Origin of the sequence: Cryobacterium sp. TMT1-3 (assembly GCF_004402315.1) — a bacterium.
GTDB lineage: Bacteria > Actinomycetota > Actinomycetes > Actinomycetales > Microbacteriaceae > Cryobacterium > Cryobacterium luteum.
The window spans coordinates 43,886-59,744 of sequence record NZ_SOFW01000035.1 but is presented as its reverse complement, the minus strand read 5'-3'; the positions used below and the strand labels follow the sequence as shown (position 1 = coordinate 59,744).

Here is a 15,859-nt window from a genome sequence, read left to right as displayed (position 1 = left end):
AAGAGAGTTGCGTTGAAACGGAACGATGAAGAGCGTATGGCCGACGTCGCAACGCGTCACTTCATTGGCAACCTCTCGAGGATCGAAATCGCCGAGGAACTGGGAATCTCTCGATTCAAGGTGGCCCGGTTGCTCGAGCAGGCCATTGAACTGGGAATTGTCACGATTGATATCGGCCTGCCCGGTGTCGTGGACCTCGACCTGTCCATTGCCCTGCAGAAACGATTCGGGCTCAAACGCGCGATCGCCGTGATGACCCCCAGTCCGCGACCCGAGGTCGTGCAAGAGGCGTTGGGTCGGGTCGGCGCTCAGCTGCTGAGCGAAATCCTCGTCGACGGCGACGTCCTGGGCGTTACCGCCGGGCGTACGCTCAGCCACATGGCGCACCACATCGGTGAGATCGCCCGCTGCGAGGTCGTACAACTGGCCGGGGTTGCCGGGCCGGTTCGCGAGAACGGCATCGATATCGTGCGCCGCATCGCCCTGGCATCCGGTGGAAACGCCTATCCGATTTTCGCCCCCCTCCTGGTGAAAGATCGCGCCACAGCGATCGCGCTGCGCAGTGATCCGGTCATCCACGAGACGTTTCGACGTTTCGACGGGGTCACCAAGGCCGTCGTCGCGATCGGAAGCTGGAACCCGCCGGATTCCCAGCTGTATGACAACGCCCGGAATATCGGCGTACTCGATGACCTCCTCCGCCGAAACGTTCTGGCCGAGGTTGCAGCGACCCTGCTCGATTCACGCGGCCAGGAAATAGATGCCGTGGCCGACCGCTCGGTCGCCATCAGCTCGGCGCAACTGCATGCCATCCCCGATGTCATCGGCCTGGCCGGAGGCACCCTGAAGGCCGCGGCGGTGCGCAGTGCAATCGACAGCGGACTGGTCACCTCGCTCGTCACCGATACCGGTTTGGCGCAACGGCTGTTGAGCCAGCCGGCGTAGGGTGCGCCGTCGGCACGACCTCGTACTCACCATCAGACCTGGAGTAGACACATGCATGCAGACAGCACCGCCCAGACCATCGTCATTGATGGTGGCTATACCGCCTTGTAGGCCGGGCGTCAGGCGGTCGGGCCGGGCCCCTTGATGCTCGCGGTGAGCGGCTCGGCCGAGGCTCGGCTCACGAAGCAGTAGTAGTTGCGCGGTTCAGCGCTCCACTGCTCGGCGGTGATCGGGTAGCTGCCCTGCATCTGCAGGTTCGGGTAGGCGCCGGCCGCGGTCAGGTCGAGGATGCCGGGCGCCGTGCAGAGCAGGTTGATCTGGGCGGCCAGGGCGGCCTCGCCGGGAAACACGGTGGTCGCGTCGCCGCCGAAGTTTCCGCGATAGACCAGCTGGGCGGTGTGCTCGGCAGCGCAATCAACGACGGTGAAGTCTTCCTCCCACGGTGACGCATACGGTTCGAGGCACTCGCCCCCGAACAGGGTGTTCCACTCGTGCACACCGGCGGGCTGCGCGGCCGCGATCTCCGGGATGGGCGTTGGAGTCGGGGTGGGCGTCGGCGCAGCGGATGCCGTCGGTGCCGGTGCGGCTGCGGGGCTCGGGACGAGCCGCTGGCCCAGAAAGTACAGCCCGACGAGCACGATGAGGGCGAGCAGCCCGACGGCCGTCCAGATCAGGGTGGCCTGGGTCGTTCCGGGGGCGCTACGGCGCGAGCGGTGGCGGCTCGGTGGCTCAAGGCCAGCGTCGACGTTGCCGGCGGTGGAATCCGGTTTCGTCAGGAGCACCGTCGGCTGATCGGCAGCGGTTTCACCCAGGCGGATGCCCGGCGCCGGGTCGGGCGCGTCGGCCTCGGTGTCAGAGACGGGCAGGAGCACCGTGGCGATCGCGGAGGGCGGCTCAATACTTTCTGGCTGGACAGCGACTGATTCAACCGGTTCAACGGCGATGGGTTCGACGGCGGCCGGCTCGACGACGAGCGCGTCGTGCCGTTCCGGCTCGACGTCGGCCGGCGGAAGGTCAGGCTCACTGGTCACAGTGTCAGCAGGAGCGCCGGCCTCAGCGGACTGGGGGTCAGCGGCATCAGCGGCGTCGGGCTCAGTGGCAACCGGTTGCGGCAGCGGAGTCGTCCACCAGGGGGCCGGCCCTGCTGGAGCGGCAGCAACGGGCGGTGCGATCGGTTCGACGACCGGTTCGACAGCTGGTTCAGCCACCGGTTCAGCGGAGCGACGAGCGCGGCGACCGAATCGGGTCGCGGGCGCCGGGGCATCCGCTTGTTCGGCGGCCGTCGGTGTCGCTGGCGACTCCTCGGAGTCGAGGCCAGCATCAGCGTCGATAGTGCCATCGACCGGGTCGGTCTGGGGGTTCGGGTCGAGCTGCGACGCGAGCCAGTCGATTCCGCGCTCGTCGTCGTCTGGTGACACTAGTTCAGCCCCAGGTCCTCAAGGGAGATCGCGGCGAAGTACGGGTAGCCGGCGGCCTCGATCACTTCGCGGGCACCGGTGTTGCGGTCGACGACAACGGCGACGCCGGCGATCTCGGCACCAACCTTGAGTAGGGCTTCGATGGCGGCGAGGGGCGATCCACCGGTGGTCGAGGTGTCTTCGAGCACGATCACGCGCTTGCCGGCGAGGTCAGGTCCCTCAACCTGGCGGCCGCGGCCGTGGTCCTTCGGTTCCTTGCGCACGACGAAGGCGTCATAGCTCAAGCCTTGGGCGGCGCCCTGGTGCATAACGGCTGCAGCGATCGGGTCAGCGCCCATAGTCATGCCGCCGACAGCGACGACGTCGGGAACGTTCTTAATGAGGTCGAGCATGACCTGCCCGATCAGCGGGGCGACTCGGTGATCGAGGCTCACCCGGCGCAGGTCCACGTAGTACGTGGCTTTCTTACCACTTGTGAGAACGAAGTCTCCGTGAAAAACGGCCTCGGCCGAGATGAAGTCGATGAGTTTCTGCCGTGTATCAGTCACACAGGCAAGTTTAGGGGGGTGCTTAGAAGATGCGCACCAGGTTGCGACGCTCGGTCTGGCGATAGCCGTCGCGGTGAACCTCGACGACGAGGGCGGCGATGGATGCAATGGTAACGAGCAGGATTGCGATGAGGACGAACACGAGATGCCTTTCGAAGGAGGTGGAGTGGCCCGGCACGGAGGCGACATTGCTCGTGTTTGACCCTCTCATTTGATCACCCCTAACCGTGCAGCACAATGGCTTTATTCTGCATGAACTCTTTAGACTAGCTACATGGACGTGCAACGACTCGAACTGCTTCGCGAACTTGCCGACCGCGGCAGCGTCACGGCGGTCGCCCTCGCCACCCACCGCACCCCCTCGGCCGTCTCCCAACAGCTCAAGGTGCTCGAACGTGAGGCCGGCCTGCCGCTCACCCAGCGGCAGGGGCGCGGCCTCGTACTCACCGACGCCGGCCGCGCCCTCGCCCGCAGCGCAACGGATGTCGCGGTGTCACTCGCGAAGGCCACCGCGCTCTGGGACGAATTTCGCAACCACGCCTCTGGCGAGGTGAGTCTGGTCACCTTTCCCACCGCCGGCCAGATGCTGCTCCCCGGCGTGATCAAGCAGCTCGGGGCGGACCTCGTGCTCAATTGCGCCGACGAAGACCCCGAACTGAGCGACTTTCCCGCGTTCACGGCCGAGTATGACATCGTGCTCGCCCACTCGATGAGCGGCCAGCTGTCCTGGGCGGGCCGCGGGTTGAGCGTCGTTCCGCTCATGACCGAGCCGCTGGATGTGGGCCTGCCGGTGGGGCATCCGCTGGCCGATCGCGCCTGGGTCGGCCCCAGAGACCTCGTCGGTGAGACCTGGATCGGCGTGACCGACGGCTACCCGTTCGAGCGCATTCTGCACGCGATCGAGCAGGAAGCCGGCTCGCGGTTGTCGATGTCGCAGCGCTTTGCCGACCTCGCCCTGATCGAATCGTTCGTGATTGCCGGGCTGGGCATCGCGCTCGTGCCGCGGTACACCTCGGGCGGCGGGCAGCCCGGCCGCGTCGTGCTCAAACCGCTGCGCGGTGTGGAATCGGAGCGTCAGATCGTGGCCCTGATGCGCCCCGACCGAGCCGAACGGCTGGCCGTGCGCACCGTCGTTGAGGCCCTGCGCGCCGAGGCCGCGCGGGTGCAGCAAGCCCACACCGCTCCGTAGCTCCGCCAGAATGCACCACGTGCCCGATTGGACGGTCCAATCGGGCACTTCTGTGCGGTAGCGGCCAATAACTACTGGTTCTGGGGGAAGCCCAGGTTGATGCCGCCGTGGCTCGGGTCCAGCCACCGACTCGTCACGGCCTTCTCACGGGTGAAGAAGTTCACGCCGGCGGGGCCGTAGGCCTTGGCGTCACCAAACAGGGAGTTCTTCCAGCCGCCGAAGGAGTGGTACGCGACCGGCACCGGAATCGGCACGTTGATGCCGACCATGCCGACCTGCACCTCGTTCTGGAACCGGCGAGCGGCTCCGCCGTCGTTGGTGAAGATGGCAGTGCCGTTGCCGTACTGGCTCGCGTTTATCAGGTCGAGGCCCTCCTGATAGGTGGCCACCCGTACGATCGACAACACCGGGCCGAAGATCTCGTCGAGGTACACGGCCGAATCGACGCTGACCTTGTCGAACAGGGTCGGGCCGAGCCAGAAGCCGTTCGGGTCGCCGTCAACCTTGACACCGCGACCGTCGATGACGATGTCGGCACCGTCAGCCTGGGCGATGTCGATGTAGCCGGCGACCTTGTCGCGGTGCACCTGGGTGATCAGCGGTCCCATATCGCAGTTGCGGGTTCCGTCACCCACGGTGAGGCCCTTGACCCGTTCGGCGATCTTCGCGATGAGCTCGTCGGCGACGGGTTCGACGGCGACGATGACGCTGATCGCCATGCAGCGCTCACCGGCGGATCCGAAACCGGCGTTGACGGCGGCATCCGCTGTCAGGTCGAGGTCGGCGTCCGGCAGCACCAGCATGTGGTTCTTGGCTCCGCCGAGCGACTGAACGCGCTTGCCGTGCTTGGCCGCGGTCTCGTAGATGTAGCGGGCGATCGGGGTGGAGCCGACGAAGGAGATGGCCTGCACGTCGGGGTGCACGAGCAGCGCGTCGACGGCCTCCTTATCGCCGTGTACGACGTTGAGCACCCCGGCGGGAAGTCCGGCTTCGGTGAACAGTTCGGCGAGCCAGTTCGAAGCACTCGGGTCTTTCTCGCTCGGCTTGAGCACGACGGTGTTGCCGGCCGCGATGGCGATCGGGAAGTACCAGAGCGGCACCATGGCCGGAAAGTTGAACGGGCTGATGATGCCCACGACGCCGAGGGACTGGCGCAGCGTGTACACGTCGACGCCGGTCGAGACGTTCTCGGAGTACTCCCCCTTGGACAGGTGCGGCATTCCGAGCGCGAATTCGACGACCTCGAGCCCGCGGATGATCTCACCGAGCGCGTCAGAGGTGACCTTGCCGTGCTCGGCGGTGAGGATCTCGGCGAGGTCACCCTTGCGCGCGTTAAGCAGCTCGCGAAAGTTGTACATGATGGTCTGGCGGCGGGCCTGGCTCATATCGCGCCAGGCCGGGTAGGCGGCCTGGGCGACCGCGACGGCGTCGTCGAGGTCAGCCGTGCTGGCCAGCAACACGTTCTTGGCAACCTGGCCGGTGGCCGGGTTGTAGACGGGTGCGGTGCGGGTGGACGTGCCGGCGGCCGGTGCGCCGTTGACGTAGTGCGTGATGGTGGGGAGGTCGGTCATGAGTGGTGCCTTTCAGTTGATGCGATTAGGAAAGAAGGTCGAGGCTGAGCACCTCGTCGTAGATGGCGAGCGCCTCAGCCACCTCGTCGTCGGTGACGACACAGGGCGGCACGACGTGGATGCGGTTCTCCATGAGAAACGGCAGCAGGCCGCGACCGAGCAGTTCGGCCTTGACGCGGGCCATGACGGCGGCGCTCACCGGTTCGCGGGTGTCGAGGTCGGTCACGAGTTCGACCGCCCAGAACACTCCGACACCGCGCACGTCGCCGATGATCGAGTGCTTGGCCTGCAGGGCTTTCAGGCCCGGCTCGAGCACGTCGCGGCCGATGCGGGCGGCGTTCTCAACGATGCCCTCGGCCTCCATCGCGTCGAGGGCGCCGACGATCGACGCCATGGCGAGCGGATGCCCGCTGTAGGTGAGTCCGCCGGGAAAAACCGTCTCGTCGAAGTCGGCGGCGATGGCGTCGGAGATGACCACGCCACCGGTGGGCACATACCCGGAGTTGACGCCCTTGGCGAAGGTGATCAGATCGGGAACGACGTCATAGGCCTGGAAGGCGAACCAGTTTCCGGTACGGCCAAAGCCGCACATGACCTCGTCGAGGATGAGCACGATGCCGTACTTGTCGCAGAGCGCACGAACGCCGGGCAGGTAACCGGCCGGCGGCATCATGATCCCCGCGGTACCGGGAATCGACTCGAGCAGAATGGCGGCGACCGACGCTACCCCTTCGCCCTGAATGACGCGTTCGAGGTGGTGCAGCGCACGGGCGCATTCCTCGGCCTCGCTGGTGGCCCAGAATTCGCTGCGGTAGAGGAATGGTCCGAAGAAGTGCACGTGGCCGCGCGCATATTCGTTGGGAATGCGGCGCCAGTCGCCGGTCGCGACCACGGCCGCACCGGTGTTGCCGTGGTACGACTTGTAGAGCGAGAGCACCTTGTCGCGCCCGGTGTGCAGGCGGGCCATGCGCATGGCGTTCTCATTCGCATCCGCTCCCCCGTTGGTGAAGAACACCTTGTTGAAGCCGGCCGGGGCCCGGTTGGTGATGCGTTTGGCGGCCTCGCCACGGGCGAGGTTGGCCGTTGAGGGCGCGATGGTGGTCAGCAGCGCGGCCTGCTCTGTGATGGCCTGCACCACGGCCGGATGCTGATGGCCGATATTCACGTTCACCAGCTGACTCGAGAAGTCCAGATAATGTCGACCGTCATGATCCCAGACGCGGCAGCCCAACCCGCCGGCGATGACGAGCGGCTTTAATGCCGCCTGTGCCGACCAGGAATGGAAGACGTGCGCCCGGTCGAGTTCGCTGGTGCGCGCGTTGAGGCTTTGGGTAATGGTGTCAGTCACGAATATCGCTGGCTTTCTCTGTGGGTGGTGTGAATCGGAAAGTTTGTGGGGCCGGGCGGCCCGGTCGGGGCCGCCCGGCCGGGGCCGCCCGGCCGGGGCCGCCCGGCCGGGTGTAGTTAGTTGCCGCCCTCGTTGAGGGTGACCTCGGTGGGCGTCCAGTCGGCACCCTTCACGTCGACGCCGTCGGCCGTCAGCTCGTCGAGCGCCTGCTGCACGTACTCGTTGGAGTAGGCGGTGGCGGGCGGTTCGGTGGTGATGATGGTCGCGCCGGTCTCGTTCTTGGTGTTGAGGGCGATGTCGACCGTGTTGGCCCAGGCAGCGTCATCGATGAGTCCGACGCCATTTTCCGAGGGGAAGATGAGCTTGCTGACCTCGTTGGTCATCCACAGCTGGTGGCTCTGGCCGAGCGAGGAGCCCGCGGCGGTCACGATGGCCGCGGCTTCTTCGGGGTTGGTGCCGGCGTAGATCCAGCCCTTGATGGAAGCTTTGATGAACTTCACCGTGTTGGCGGCGTAGTCCGCGTCGCTCTCCAGCTGGTCGGCATTGGCCCAGATGGCGTCCTGGAGCATGGCCGTACCCTCGTCGTTCCAGTCGATGACGTTGAGCTCATCGGGCTGGTACAGCTCATTGGTGTCGGGGTTCACGGTCTCGAGTACCTGGGCGTATTCGTTGTAGGTCATCGCCTGGGCCGCATCGATGTCGCCGGAGAGGAAGGCGTTCATGTCGAAAGCCTGCTGGATCAGGGAAATATCATCGAGAGCGACATCGGCCTGCTGCATGCCGGCGAAGAGTTCCCACTCGTTGCCGAAGCCCCAGCTGCCCACGTTCTTGCCGGCCAGGTCGGCGGCAGTCTCGATGCCCTGGTCCTTGAAAGAGATCTGGGTGGTGGCGCTGCGCTCGAAGATCTGGGCGACGTTGGTGATGTTCGCGCCCTGCTCGATCGAGCCGAGAACCTTGGGAACCCACGAAATGGCGTAGTCCACGTCACCGGCCGCGAGCACATCCTGCGGCACGATATCGGGGCCACCCTCGACGATGGTCACGTCGAGTCCCTCATCTTCGTAGAAGCCCTGGTCGACGGCGGCGTAGTACCCGGCGAACTGGGCTTGGGCGACCCACTGCAGTTGCAGGGTGATGGGCGTGAGTTCGCCGGCGGCATCCGGTGAAGGGGTGTCGCTGGCGGTGCTGCAGCCAGACAGTACGAGCGCGCCGACAGCCGTGATCGCGCCGACGGTGCCGAGCCAGTTGATGCGGTGTTTCATGGTGCCTCCTTGGTTACTGGTGCTGTGTGTGGTTGCGGGTGACGAGCGTCTCCACGATGAGAGCTGCACAGTAGAAGGCGAGGCCGAGAATGATGGAGCCGAGCACGTAGGCCCAGGCGAGGCCGTAGTTGCTGCTCGATGCGGCCGAGGTGATCGATTTGCCGAGGCCACCGACCGGTCCGCCGAAGTATTCGGCGATGAGGGCGCTGATCACGGCGAGCGACGATGCTATGCGCAGCCCGGTGAAGACGAAGGGCAGCGCGGTCGGCAGAGTGACGGCCCGGGTGGCCTGCCAGTTGGTGACGGCGTAGGCGCGCATGAGGTCGCGGTGAACCGGGCGCACCATGCGTAGCCCCTTGAGAGTGTTGAAGTAGACCGGCACGAACACGGCGAGCGCCGCGACGAGCTGCCGGGCGGTCTCAGCGCCGGCGCCGAACATCGTGTAGAGCACCGGGGCGAGCGCCACGATCGGCACCACCGAGAGGGCGGCGACGACCGGAGCGGCCATCCCGTCGAACAGGCGGGCCAGCGCCGACACGATCGCGAGCGCAATGCCGAGCAGGGCACCGATGACGAGGCCGATCAGGGCATTGCGACCGGTGACCGCCATGCCGTTGGCCACGTTCTGCAGGTTGGCGGTGAATTCGGCGCCGATCGCAAACGGAGCGGGCAGAATGAACGCCTTGATGGCGAGCCCCGTGACGAGACCCTGCCACAGCAGAATGACGGCCACCCCGAACACGATCGGCGCGAGCACGATCTGGAGCAGACCTGGCTGAGCGGTTCTCATCGCGTCTCAACCCCGCGAACGCCCGTCGGGTTGATTCCGGCTTCGTCACCGTGCAGCAGCTCACGCACCTGGCTGAGCGCGTGGAAGAATCCTTCGTCTTCACGCAGGTCTTCACCGCGGCCACTCATTTCGCCCAGTCCCACACTCACGATGGAACGGATGCGTCCGGGTCTGGGCGACATGACCACTACCCGGTTGGAGAGGAACACCGCCTCGGGGATGGAGTGGGTCACGAAGACCACGGCCGCCTGCGTTTCGGCGCAGATGCGCACAAGTTCGTTCTGCATGCGCTCGCGGGTCATCTCGTCGAGGGCGCCGAACGGTTCGTCCATCAGTAGCAGGCTCGGGCTTTCGGCGAGCGAGCGGGCGATCGCGACGCGCTGCTGCATGCCGCCGGAGAGCTGGTCGGGGTAGTGGCTCGCGAAGTCGGCGAGCCCGACCAGGGCGATGAGTTCGGCTGCGCGCGCCCGCCTGGCCGCCTTACCGACCCCGTGCAGTTCGAGCGGCAGTTCGATGTTGCCCGCCACGGTGCGCCAGGGCAGCAGGCCGGCCTGCTGAAAGGCGATGCCGTAGTCCTGGTCGATGCGGGCCTGTCGGGCCGGCTTGCCGAACACCTCGATGCTGCCGCTCGTCGGCACGTCGAGGTCGGCGACGAGCCGCAGCAGGGTGCTCTTGCCGCATCCGCTCGGCCCGATCAGGCTGACGAATTCGCCGGGCGCGACCGTGAGGCTCACATCGTCGAGAGCGGTGACGCCGGAGCCTTTGCGGGCCGCGAAGATGCGCGTCACACCCTGAACACGTACCGCGGGCACATCGTTAGTCATGCTCGTGCTCATGTAGACACTTCTCCCCTGCGAAAACGGCGAAGGAACAGGCCGATCAGACCGACAAATCCGGCGGCAACGAGGCCGACCAGGATCGATCCGAAGATGGGCGCCCAAGGCTTGCCCGGGTCACCGCCGGCGGCGCCGGCGTACTCCACGATGAGCCGGCCAATGCCACCGCGCAGACCGATGGACACCTCGGCCACGACGCTGCCGACGACGGCGCTGACCGCGGCCAGGCGCAGGGCCGGCAGCAGGTAGCCGACGCTGGCCGGCAGGCGCAGCCGCCACAGGGTCTTCCACCAGCCCACCGCGTAGCAGCGCATGAGGTCGACGTGGTTGGCGTCGGGCGATCCCAGGCCGCGTAGGGCGCCGATCGAGACGGGGAAGAACGCGAGGTAGGAGGCGATCAAGGCCACCGACATCCAGCTTTCCCAGGTGAATTCGCCGAACTGGAGCTGCGCGCCCCAGCGCCGCACGAGCGGGGCGATCGCGATGAGGGGCACGGTCTGGCTGAGTATGATCCAGGGCAGAATGGCCGACTCGGCCAGGCGAAGGCGCTGCATCAGCAGTGCGAGCGCGAGCCCGACGGTCACGCCGACCAGCCAGCCGACCGCTGCGATGCCGAGGGTGAACAGCGAACCGGCGAGCACCGCCTGCCACAGCGGCAGAGCGGATGCCGCGCCCGTCACCGGCTCGAACAGTCGCTCGAACATGACCGCGAGGTGCGGCATCGCGAGGTCGGTCGTGCGCGGCAGCACCGTGACGCCGCCGAGCACAACGCCGTCGGCCGGCCCGACGGTTTTGTAGAGCTCCCAGACCAGGCCGAGCAGCGCCAGGCCGGCCAGACCGAACACGCCCGCGCGCAGGCGCGGGCGCACAACGGTGCTCCGGCGGTGGGGTACCCGCAGTTCAGGTACTCCGAGCGCGCCGCGGTTGAGCGGGGCGGTCCGCTCGGTCTGGGTGGGCATCCGCTTGGCTATTTCTTGGCCGTGATGGCGTCGGTCAGGGCCGGGATCACGGTTTCGCCGTAGACCCGCATGGTCTCTTCCTTGTTGTCGTGCTGCAGGTAGCCGGCGAACTGGTCGACGCCGAGGTCTTTGAGCGCCTCGAGCTTCTCGATGTGGTCCCTGGCCGTGCCGAGCAGGCAGAACCGGTCCACGATCTCGTCGGGCACGAACGCGGCGTGCTCGTTGCCGGCTTTGCCGTGCTGGTTGTAGTCGTAGCCCTCGCGGTCCTTGATGTAATCGGTGAGCGCTTTCGGCACGGCCGAGTCAGCACCGTACTTGGCGACGATGTCGGCCACGTGGTTGCCGACCATGCCGCCGAACCAGCGGCACTGGTTACGCATGTGATCCCAGTCCTCACCGATGTAGGCGGGCGCGGCGACGCAGAACTTGATCGCCAGGGGGTCCCGGCCGGCGTTGGAGGCTGCGGTGCGTACGCTGTCGATCATCCACTCGGCGACATCGAGGTCGGCCATCTGCAAAATGAAGCCGTCGCCGACCTCGCCGGCGAGCTTGAGCGCGAGAGGACCGTAGGCGGCGACCCAGACGTCGAGGCTCGAGCCACGACTCCACGGAAATTGCACGGTGGCACCGTTGTACGCGACCGGGCGGGAGTTGGCGAGCTCCCGAATGACGTGGATGGACTCGCGCAGCGTCTTCAGCGTGGTCGGGGCGCCGTTGGTGGTGCGCACCGCCGAGTCGCCGCGGCCGATGCCGCAGATGGTGCGGTTGCCGTACATCTCGTTGAGGGTCGCATAAGCGGATGCTGTGACGGTCCAGTCGCGGGTGGCCGGGTTGGTGACCATGGGGCCGACGATGATCTTGCTGGTCTCCGCCAGGATTCGGCTGTAAATCACGTAGGGTTCCTGCCAGAGCAGGTGTGAGTCGAAGGTCCAGACGTGGCTGAACCCGTGCGCCTCGGCCAGTTTGGCCAGTTGCACGGTGCGCGCCGACGGCGGGTTGGTCTGCAGTACTGCTCCAAAATCCATGTCAGCCCCTTAGATGAGGTACTGGCTCAGGCCGCGCTTGATGTAACGACCGTCACCCTTGGTGCCGAGGTAGGTGTTATCGTCGACGACGACTTTGCCGCGGGAGATGACGGTGTCGACGTGGCCGTCGATCTCGTAGCCTTCCCAGGCGGAGTAGTCCATGTTCATGTGGTGGGTCTTGTCTACTCCAATGGAGGTGTGTCCGTTCGGGTCGTAGATCACCACGTCGCCGTCGGCGCCTGGGGCGATCACGCCTTTCTGGCCGTACATGCCGAACATGCGGGCCGGGGTGGTTGAGCACACCTCGACCCAGCGTTCGAGCGAGATCTTGCTGTCGACGACGCCCTGGTAGAGCAGGTCCATGCGGTGTTCGACGGAGCCGATGCCGTTGGGAATCTTGGAGAAGTCGGTCAGGCCCATGTCTTTCTGGCCCTTCATGCAGAACGGGCAGTGGTCGGTGGAGACCATCTGAATGTCGTTCGTTCGCAGGCTTTGCCACATGTGGTGCTGGTGGCCCTCGGCTTTGGCGCGCAGCGGCGTGGAGCAGACCCACTTGGCGCCCTCGAACCTGCCCCATTCCTCGCTCTCTGCCCCCAGGTTGTCTTCGAGTGAGAGGTAGAGGTATTGCGGGCAGGTCTCGCCGAACACGTTCTGGCCGCTATCGCGAGCCTGCGCAATCTGGTCCACGGCCTGCTTGGCCGACACGTGCACTACATAAAGAGGAGCGCCGGTGAGGTTGGCGAGCATGATCGCGCGGTGGGTGGCCTCTTCCTCGGCCTGCCAGGGCCGGGTGAGGCCGTGGTAGAGCGGGCCCGTGTTGCCGGCGGCGACCGCCTGCTGCACGAGCAGATCGATGACGCTGCCGTTCTCGGCGTGCATCATGATCATGCTGCCGTTCGTCGCCGCGCGCTGCATAGCCTTGACGATCTGGCCGTCGTCGCTGAGGAACACCCCCTTGTAGGCCATGAACAGCTTGAAGCTCGTGACACCCTCGTCGACGAGTTCGTCCATCGCCGTCAGCGAGCTGTCTTGCACATCACTGAGAATCTGATGAAAACCGTAATCAATGGCGCACTGTCCGGCGGCCTTCTGCTGCCAGGTGGCGTAGCGCTCGAGTACGTCTTCGCCGGCGTACTGCACGACGAAGTCGACGATGCTCGTGGTGCCGCCCCAGGCTGCCGCGCGGGTGCCGGTTTCGAAGGTGTCACTGGCCTGGGTGCCGCCGAACGGCATCTCCATGTGGGTGTGGGCGTCGATGCCGCCGGGAATGACGTATTTGCCGCCGGCGTCGATGACACGGTCGACGTTGGCCGCCACATCGAAGCCGAGCAGGGTCGAGCCCGGTGCGAGTACGGCGGCGATTTTCTCGCCGTCGATGAGCACGTCGGCGAGCCCTCGGCCGGTGGCGTTGACCACGGTACCGTTCTTGATCAAAGTCTTCATGGCATCCTCCGTTGGGTCAGCTCGAACTAGGGCGCGACGAGGGGCTCGTAGGAGTCGGGGCGACGGTCGCGGTAGAACTGCCAGGAGTTGCGTACCTCACGGATTACGCCGAGGTCGAGGTCGCGCACCAGGATCTCCTCGGTGTCGGTCGAGGCGCGTTCTCCCACGTAGTTGCCCTTGGGGTCAACGAAGTAGGAGCTACCGTAGAAGGTCACGGCTTCGTCGCCGAACTCGGCTTGTTCGTTGCCGATGCGGTTGTTCGCGCCGACGTAGTACTGGTTGGCGACGGCGGCGGCGGGCTGTTCGAGTTCCCACAGGCGGTTCGACAGCCCGGGTTTGGTGGCCGAAGGGTTGAACACGATCTCGGCGCCGTTCAGGCCGAGCGCACGCCAGCCCTCCGGGAAGTGGCGGTCGTAGCAGATGTAGACGCCGATCTTGCCGTACTTCGTGTCGAAGACCGGATAGTCGGTGTTGCCCGGTCGAAAGTAGAACTTTTCCCAGAACTGCGGCAGGTGCGGGATGTGGTGTTTGCGGTACTTGCCGAGGTAGGTTCCGTCGGCGTCGATGACCGCGGCGGTGTTGTAGAGCACGCCGGGCTGTTCTTCTTCGTACATCGGCACGACGATGACCATCTTGAACTCGCTCGCGAGCTTTTGGAATCGTTCGACGATGGGGCCGGGTACGGCCTGCGCGTAGTCGTAATATTTGGCGTCCTGCACGATGCCGAAGTACGGGCCGTGGAAGAGTTCCTGGAAGCAGATCACCTGCACGCCCTGGGCGGCGGCGGTGCGCACGAACCCTTCGTGCTTCTGGATCATGGATTCTTCGTCGCCGGTCCAGGTGGCCTGAGTGATGGCGGTTCGAACAATCTGGCTTGTGTCAACAGTCATGCTGTGCCTTCCACTTGCTTCGTTAGTCAAGGGCCGATACGAACCGCGCTGTTCGTATTGTTATTATTTGACGTAAACATTTCAAATGTGTTTCTCTGTGTATCGCACGCATTAATCATCCTGTCGCCCGACGCAGCCAGAGGCAAGAGCAATGCAGAACTTTATCGACGAAATCGAGCAGCGCACGCCCGCAGGCATCGCTGCGGCCATCGGCCGGCTGATCGCGTCCGGTCGACTCGCCCCGGGCGATCGCCTGCCCACCGTTCGAGTGCTCGCCGGCGAGCTCGGTGTCAGTCCCGCGACGGTCAGTCACGCCTGGCAGGCGCTCTCAGCGGTCGGCCTGATCGTGTCGCGTGGTCGGGGCGGCACGTTCGTGCAGGATGCCGCCCCCAAGTGGCTGCCGGCGCGCAGCCAGTCAATGATCGGCGCGGTTGGTCCCGCCCGCCTCGACCTGTCCCGCGGCACGCCGGACCCGCGGTTATTGCCGTCACTCGGGCCGGCCCTCTCCCGAGTGGCGCAGCGGGCGGTGACACCGAGCTACCAGGACCTGCCCATCCTTCCGGAGTTGCTCGAGGTGCTGCGCGGGTCGTGGCCGTACCCGGCCGAGGCCATCACCATCGTTGACGGTGCCCTCGACGCCATCTCTCGCTGCCTCGACGCGGTCACCCGGTTCGGTGACCGGGTCATTGTGGAGAACCCGTCGTTTCCGCCGTTTTTCGACCTGCTCGACCAGCTCGGCCTGGAACGCCTGCCGGTGCCCGTAGACGAGCACGGCATCATTCCGGCCGACTTCGCCGCAGCCCTGAAGCTCGGTCCGGCCGTCGTGCTGCTGCAGCCGCGGGCGCAGAACCCCACCGGAGCGTCGATGACCGCGCAGCGGGCTGAGGAACTGGCCAGGCTGATGCAAAACACCCCGGCGAGCGCCGACACCATCGTGATCGAAGACGATCACTCCGCCGAGATCAGCATCGCGCCCGAGGTGAGTCTCGGGCTCTGGCTGCCCGGCCGCACCCTGCACGTGCGCAGTTTCTCGAAGTCGCACGGCCCCGATCTGCGCATGGCGGCGCTCGGCGGACCGGCCGCGCTGATCGACCCGATCGTATCGCGGCGCATGCTCGGCCCGGGCTGGACCAGCCGCATGCTGCAAACGATTCTGCACGACCTGCTCACCAACGGCGAGAGCATGGCGCAGGTCGGCGAGGCGCGCCGCATCTACTTTGCCCGCCAGCGCGCCCTCGCCGACGCCCTCGCCGGGTTCGGGCTCGACGTGGTGCAGGCCGACGGCATCAACACCTGGCTGCCGGTGCAGAACGAGCGTGACGCCCTCGTGCGCCTGGCCGCTTCCGGTATTAGGGTGGCTGGCGGCTCGCCGTTTCTCGCCACGGACGATGGCCCCGCGTTCATTCGGGTGACCGCCGGCGCCCTGCCCGACGACGTTACGCCGGTGGCGGAGGCGCTGGCCGCGGCGGCGCATCCGCTCGAATCGACCGTGCACCCGGTCGGGGCGCGCTGGGCGTAGCCGCGGGAGGGCGCAGGCCTCGGCAGGGGTTTAGGGTTAGGGCAGACCACCGGTTTGCTTTGACCGGCCCCGCTGGCCTGGATTTGGGCTGAGGTCCACCTTTATTCCGCCAGTTG

At 66.1% G+C, this 15,859-nt stretch carries 15 protein-coding genes; 3 read left to right on the top strand and 12 right to left on the bottom strand.

The features are described from left to right. The first annotated feature begins 36 nt into the window (after positions 1-36). Entirely contained in the window at positions 37-945 is a 909-nt protein-coding gene (locus E3O25_RS11925; RefSeq protein ID WP_166787780.1) for a sugar-binding transcriptional regulator, read from the top strand. Between the two features lie 119 nt (positions 946-1,064). On the opposite strand, the gene E3O25_RS11920 is transcribed toward E3O25_RS11925, so the two are convergent. The 3 genes from E3O25_RS11920 to E3O25_RS11910 are packed head-to-tail and all read right to left on the bottom strand — an operon-like array spanning position 1,065 to position 3,122. Next, entirely contained in the window at positions 1,065-2,363 is a 1,299-nt protein-coding gene (locus tag E3O25_RS11920; protein WP_134361237.1) for a hypothetical protein, read from the bottom strand. Next, a complete protein-coding gene (pyrE, locus tag E3O25_RS11915; RefSeq protein WP_092110382.1) occupies positions 2,363-2,911 on the bottom strand; it encodes an orotate phosphoribosyltransferase in 549 nt (182 codons plus the stop codon). The genes E3O25_RS11920 and pyrE overlap by 1 nt, the downstream gene beginning before the upstream one ends. Positions 2,912-2,933: 22 nt before the next feature. After that, positions 2,934-3,122 carry a hypothetical protein gene (locus tag E3O25_RS11910; protein WP_134361236.1) on the bottom strand — a complete coding sequence of 63 codons (189 nt, stop codon included), beginning with the start codon at positions 3,120-3,122 and terminating at the stop codon, positions 2,934-2,936. Between the two features lie 63 nt (positions 3,123-3,185). Between E3O25_RS11910 and E3O25_RS11905 the strand changes: the two genes are divergently transcribed. Next, positions 3,186-4,100, top strand: coding sequence for a LysR family transcriptional regulator (locus tag E3O25_RS11905; RefSeq protein WP_092110383.1), 915 nt, complete (start codon positions 3,186-3,188; stop codon positions 4,098-4,100). Between the two features lie 71 nt (positions 4,101-4,171). Here the strand turns inward: E3O25_RS11905 and E3O25_RS11900 are convergent, their stop codons facing one another. From E3O25_RS11900 to E3O25_RS11860, 9 genes are all read right to left on the bottom strand, one after another. Beyond that, positions 4,172-5,671, bottom strand: a complete 1,500-nt coding sequence (locus tag E3O25_RS11900; RefSeq protein ID WP_092110385.1) for a CoA-acylating methylmalonate-semialdehyde dehydrogenase — start codon at positions 5,669-5,671, stop codon at positions 4,172-4,174. 25 nt (positions 5,672-5,696) lie between these two features. Then, a complete protein-coding gene (locus E3O25_RS11895) occupies positions 5,697-7,019 on the bottom strand; it encodes an aspartate aminotransferase family protein (RefSeq protein WP_241988576.1) in 1,323 nt (440 codons plus the stop codon). A gap of 116 nt (positions 7,020-7,135) precedes the next feature. Then, positions 7,136-8,281 carry an ABC transporter substrate-binding protein gene (locus E3O25_RS11890; protein WP_092110386.1) on the bottom strand — a complete coding sequence of 382 codons (1,146 nt, stop codon included), beginning with the start codon at positions 8,279-8,281 and terminating at the stop codon, positions 7,136-7,138. Between the two features lie 13 nt (positions 8,282-8,294). After that, positions 8,295-9,071: an ABC transporter permease gene (locus E3O25_RS11885; protein WP_092110388.1), complete on the bottom strand. Its 777-nt coding sequence runs from the start codon at positions 9,069-9,071 to the stop codon at positions 8,295-8,297. Continuing rightward, positions 9,068-9,907 (bottom strand): ABC transporter ATP-binding protein, encoded by an 840-nt coding sequence (locus E3O25_RS11880; protein ID WP_092110389.1) that lies wholly within the window; start codon positions 9,905-9,907, stop codon positions 9,068-9,070. Before E3O25_RS11880 ends, E3O25_RS11885 begins: the two co-directional genes overlap by 4 nt. After that, positions 9,904-10,866 carry an ABC transporter permease gene (locus E3O25_RS11875; RefSeq protein WP_134361235.1) on the bottom strand — a complete coding sequence of 321 codons (963 nt, stop codon included), beginning with the start codon at positions 10,864-10,866 and terminating at the stop codon, positions 9,904-9,906. Before E3O25_RS11875 ends, E3O25_RS11880 begins: the two co-directional genes overlap by 4 nt. Positions 10,867-10,874: 8 nt before the next feature. Beyond that, positions 10,875-11,891: a TIGR03842 family LLM class F420-dependent oxidoreductase gene (locus E3O25_RS11870; RefSeq protein WP_092110393.1), complete on the bottom strand. Its 1,017-nt coding sequence runs from the start codon at positions 11,889-11,891 to the stop codon at positions 10,875-10,877. A gap of 9 nt (positions 11,892-11,900) precedes the next feature. After that, positions 11,901-13,334 carry a dihydropyrimidinase gene (gene hydA / locus E3O25_RS11865; RefSeq protein ID WP_092110394.1) on the bottom strand — a complete coding sequence of 478 codons (1,434 nt, stop codon included), beginning with the start codon at positions 13,332-13,334 and terminating at the stop codon, positions 11,901-11,903. 26 nt (positions 13,335-13,360) lie between these two features. Further along, the gene (locus E3O25_RS11860; RefSeq protein ID WP_092110396.1) at positions 13,361-14,224 is read right to left on the bottom strand and encodes a nitrilase-related carbon-nitrogen hydrolase; all 864 of its coding nucleotides are present in this window, start codon (positions 14,222-14,224) and stop codon (positions 13,361-13,363) included. Between the two features lie 151 nt (positions 14,225-14,375). Here E3O25_RS11860 and E3O25_RS11855 point away from each other — a divergent pair, with 151 nt between their 5' ends. Further along, positions 14,376-15,743, top strand: coding sequence for a PLP-dependent aminotransferase family protein (locus E3O25_RS11855; protein ID WP_092110398.1), 1,368 nt, complete (start codon positions 14,376-14,378; stop codon positions 15,741-15,743). The last annotated feature ends 116 nt before the right edge of the window (positions 15,744-15,859 follow it).

What these genes read in the sequence shown, in the direction of transcription:
- E3O25_RS11905 (WP_092110383.1), top strand. Translation starts at nt 3,186, where the DNA reads ATGGACGTGCAACGACTCGAACTGCTTCGCGAACTTGCCGACCGCGGC.
- E3O25_RS11885 (WP_092110388.1), bottom strand. Translation starts at nt 9,071, where the DNA reads ATGAGAACCGCTCAGCCAGGTCTGCTCCAGATCGTGCTCGCGCCGATC.
- E3O25_RS11925 (WP_166787780.1), top strand. Translation starts at nt 37, where the DNA reads ATGGCCGACGTCGCAACGCGTCACTTCATTGGCAACCTCTCGAGGATC.
- hydA (WP_092110394.1), bottom strand. Translation starts at nt 13,334, where the DNA reads ATGAAGACTTTGATCAAGAACGGTACCGTGGTCAACGCCACCGGCCGA.
- E3O25_RS11900 (WP_092110385.1), bottom strand. Translation starts at nt 5,671, where the DNA reads ATGACCGACCTCCCCACCATCACGCACTACGTCAACGGCGCACCGGCC.
- E3O25_RS11880 (WP_092110389.1), bottom strand. Translation starts at nt 9,907, where the DNA reads ATGAGCACGAGCATGACTAACGATGTGCCCGCGGTACGTGTTCAGGGT.
- E3O25_RS11875 (WP_134361235.1), bottom strand. Translation starts at nt 10,866, where the DNA reads ATGCCCACCCAGACCGAGCGGACCGCCCCGCTCAACCGCGGCGCGCTC.
- E3O25_RS11890 (WP_092110386.1), bottom strand. Translation starts at nt 8,281, where the DNA reads ATGAAACACCGCATCAACTGGCTCGGCACCGTCGGCGCGATCACGGCT.
- E3O25_RS11860 (WP_092110396.1), bottom strand. Translation starts at nt 14,224, where the DNA reads ATGACTGTTGACACAAGCCAGATTGTTCGAACCGCCATCACTCAGGCC.
- E3O25_RS11855 (WP_092110398.1), top strand. Translation starts at nt 14,376, where the DNA reads ATGCAGAACTTTATCGACGAAATCGAGCAGCGCACGCCCGCAGGCATC.
- E3O25_RS11870 (WP_092110393.1), bottom strand. Translation starts at nt 11,891, where the DNA reads ATGGATTTTGGAGCAGTACTGCAGACCAACCCGCCGTCGGCGCGCACC.
- E3O25_RS11910 (WP_134361236.1), bottom strand. Translation starts at nt 3,122, where the DNA reads ATGAGAGGGTCAAACACGAGCAATGTCGCCTCCGTGCCGGGCCACTCC.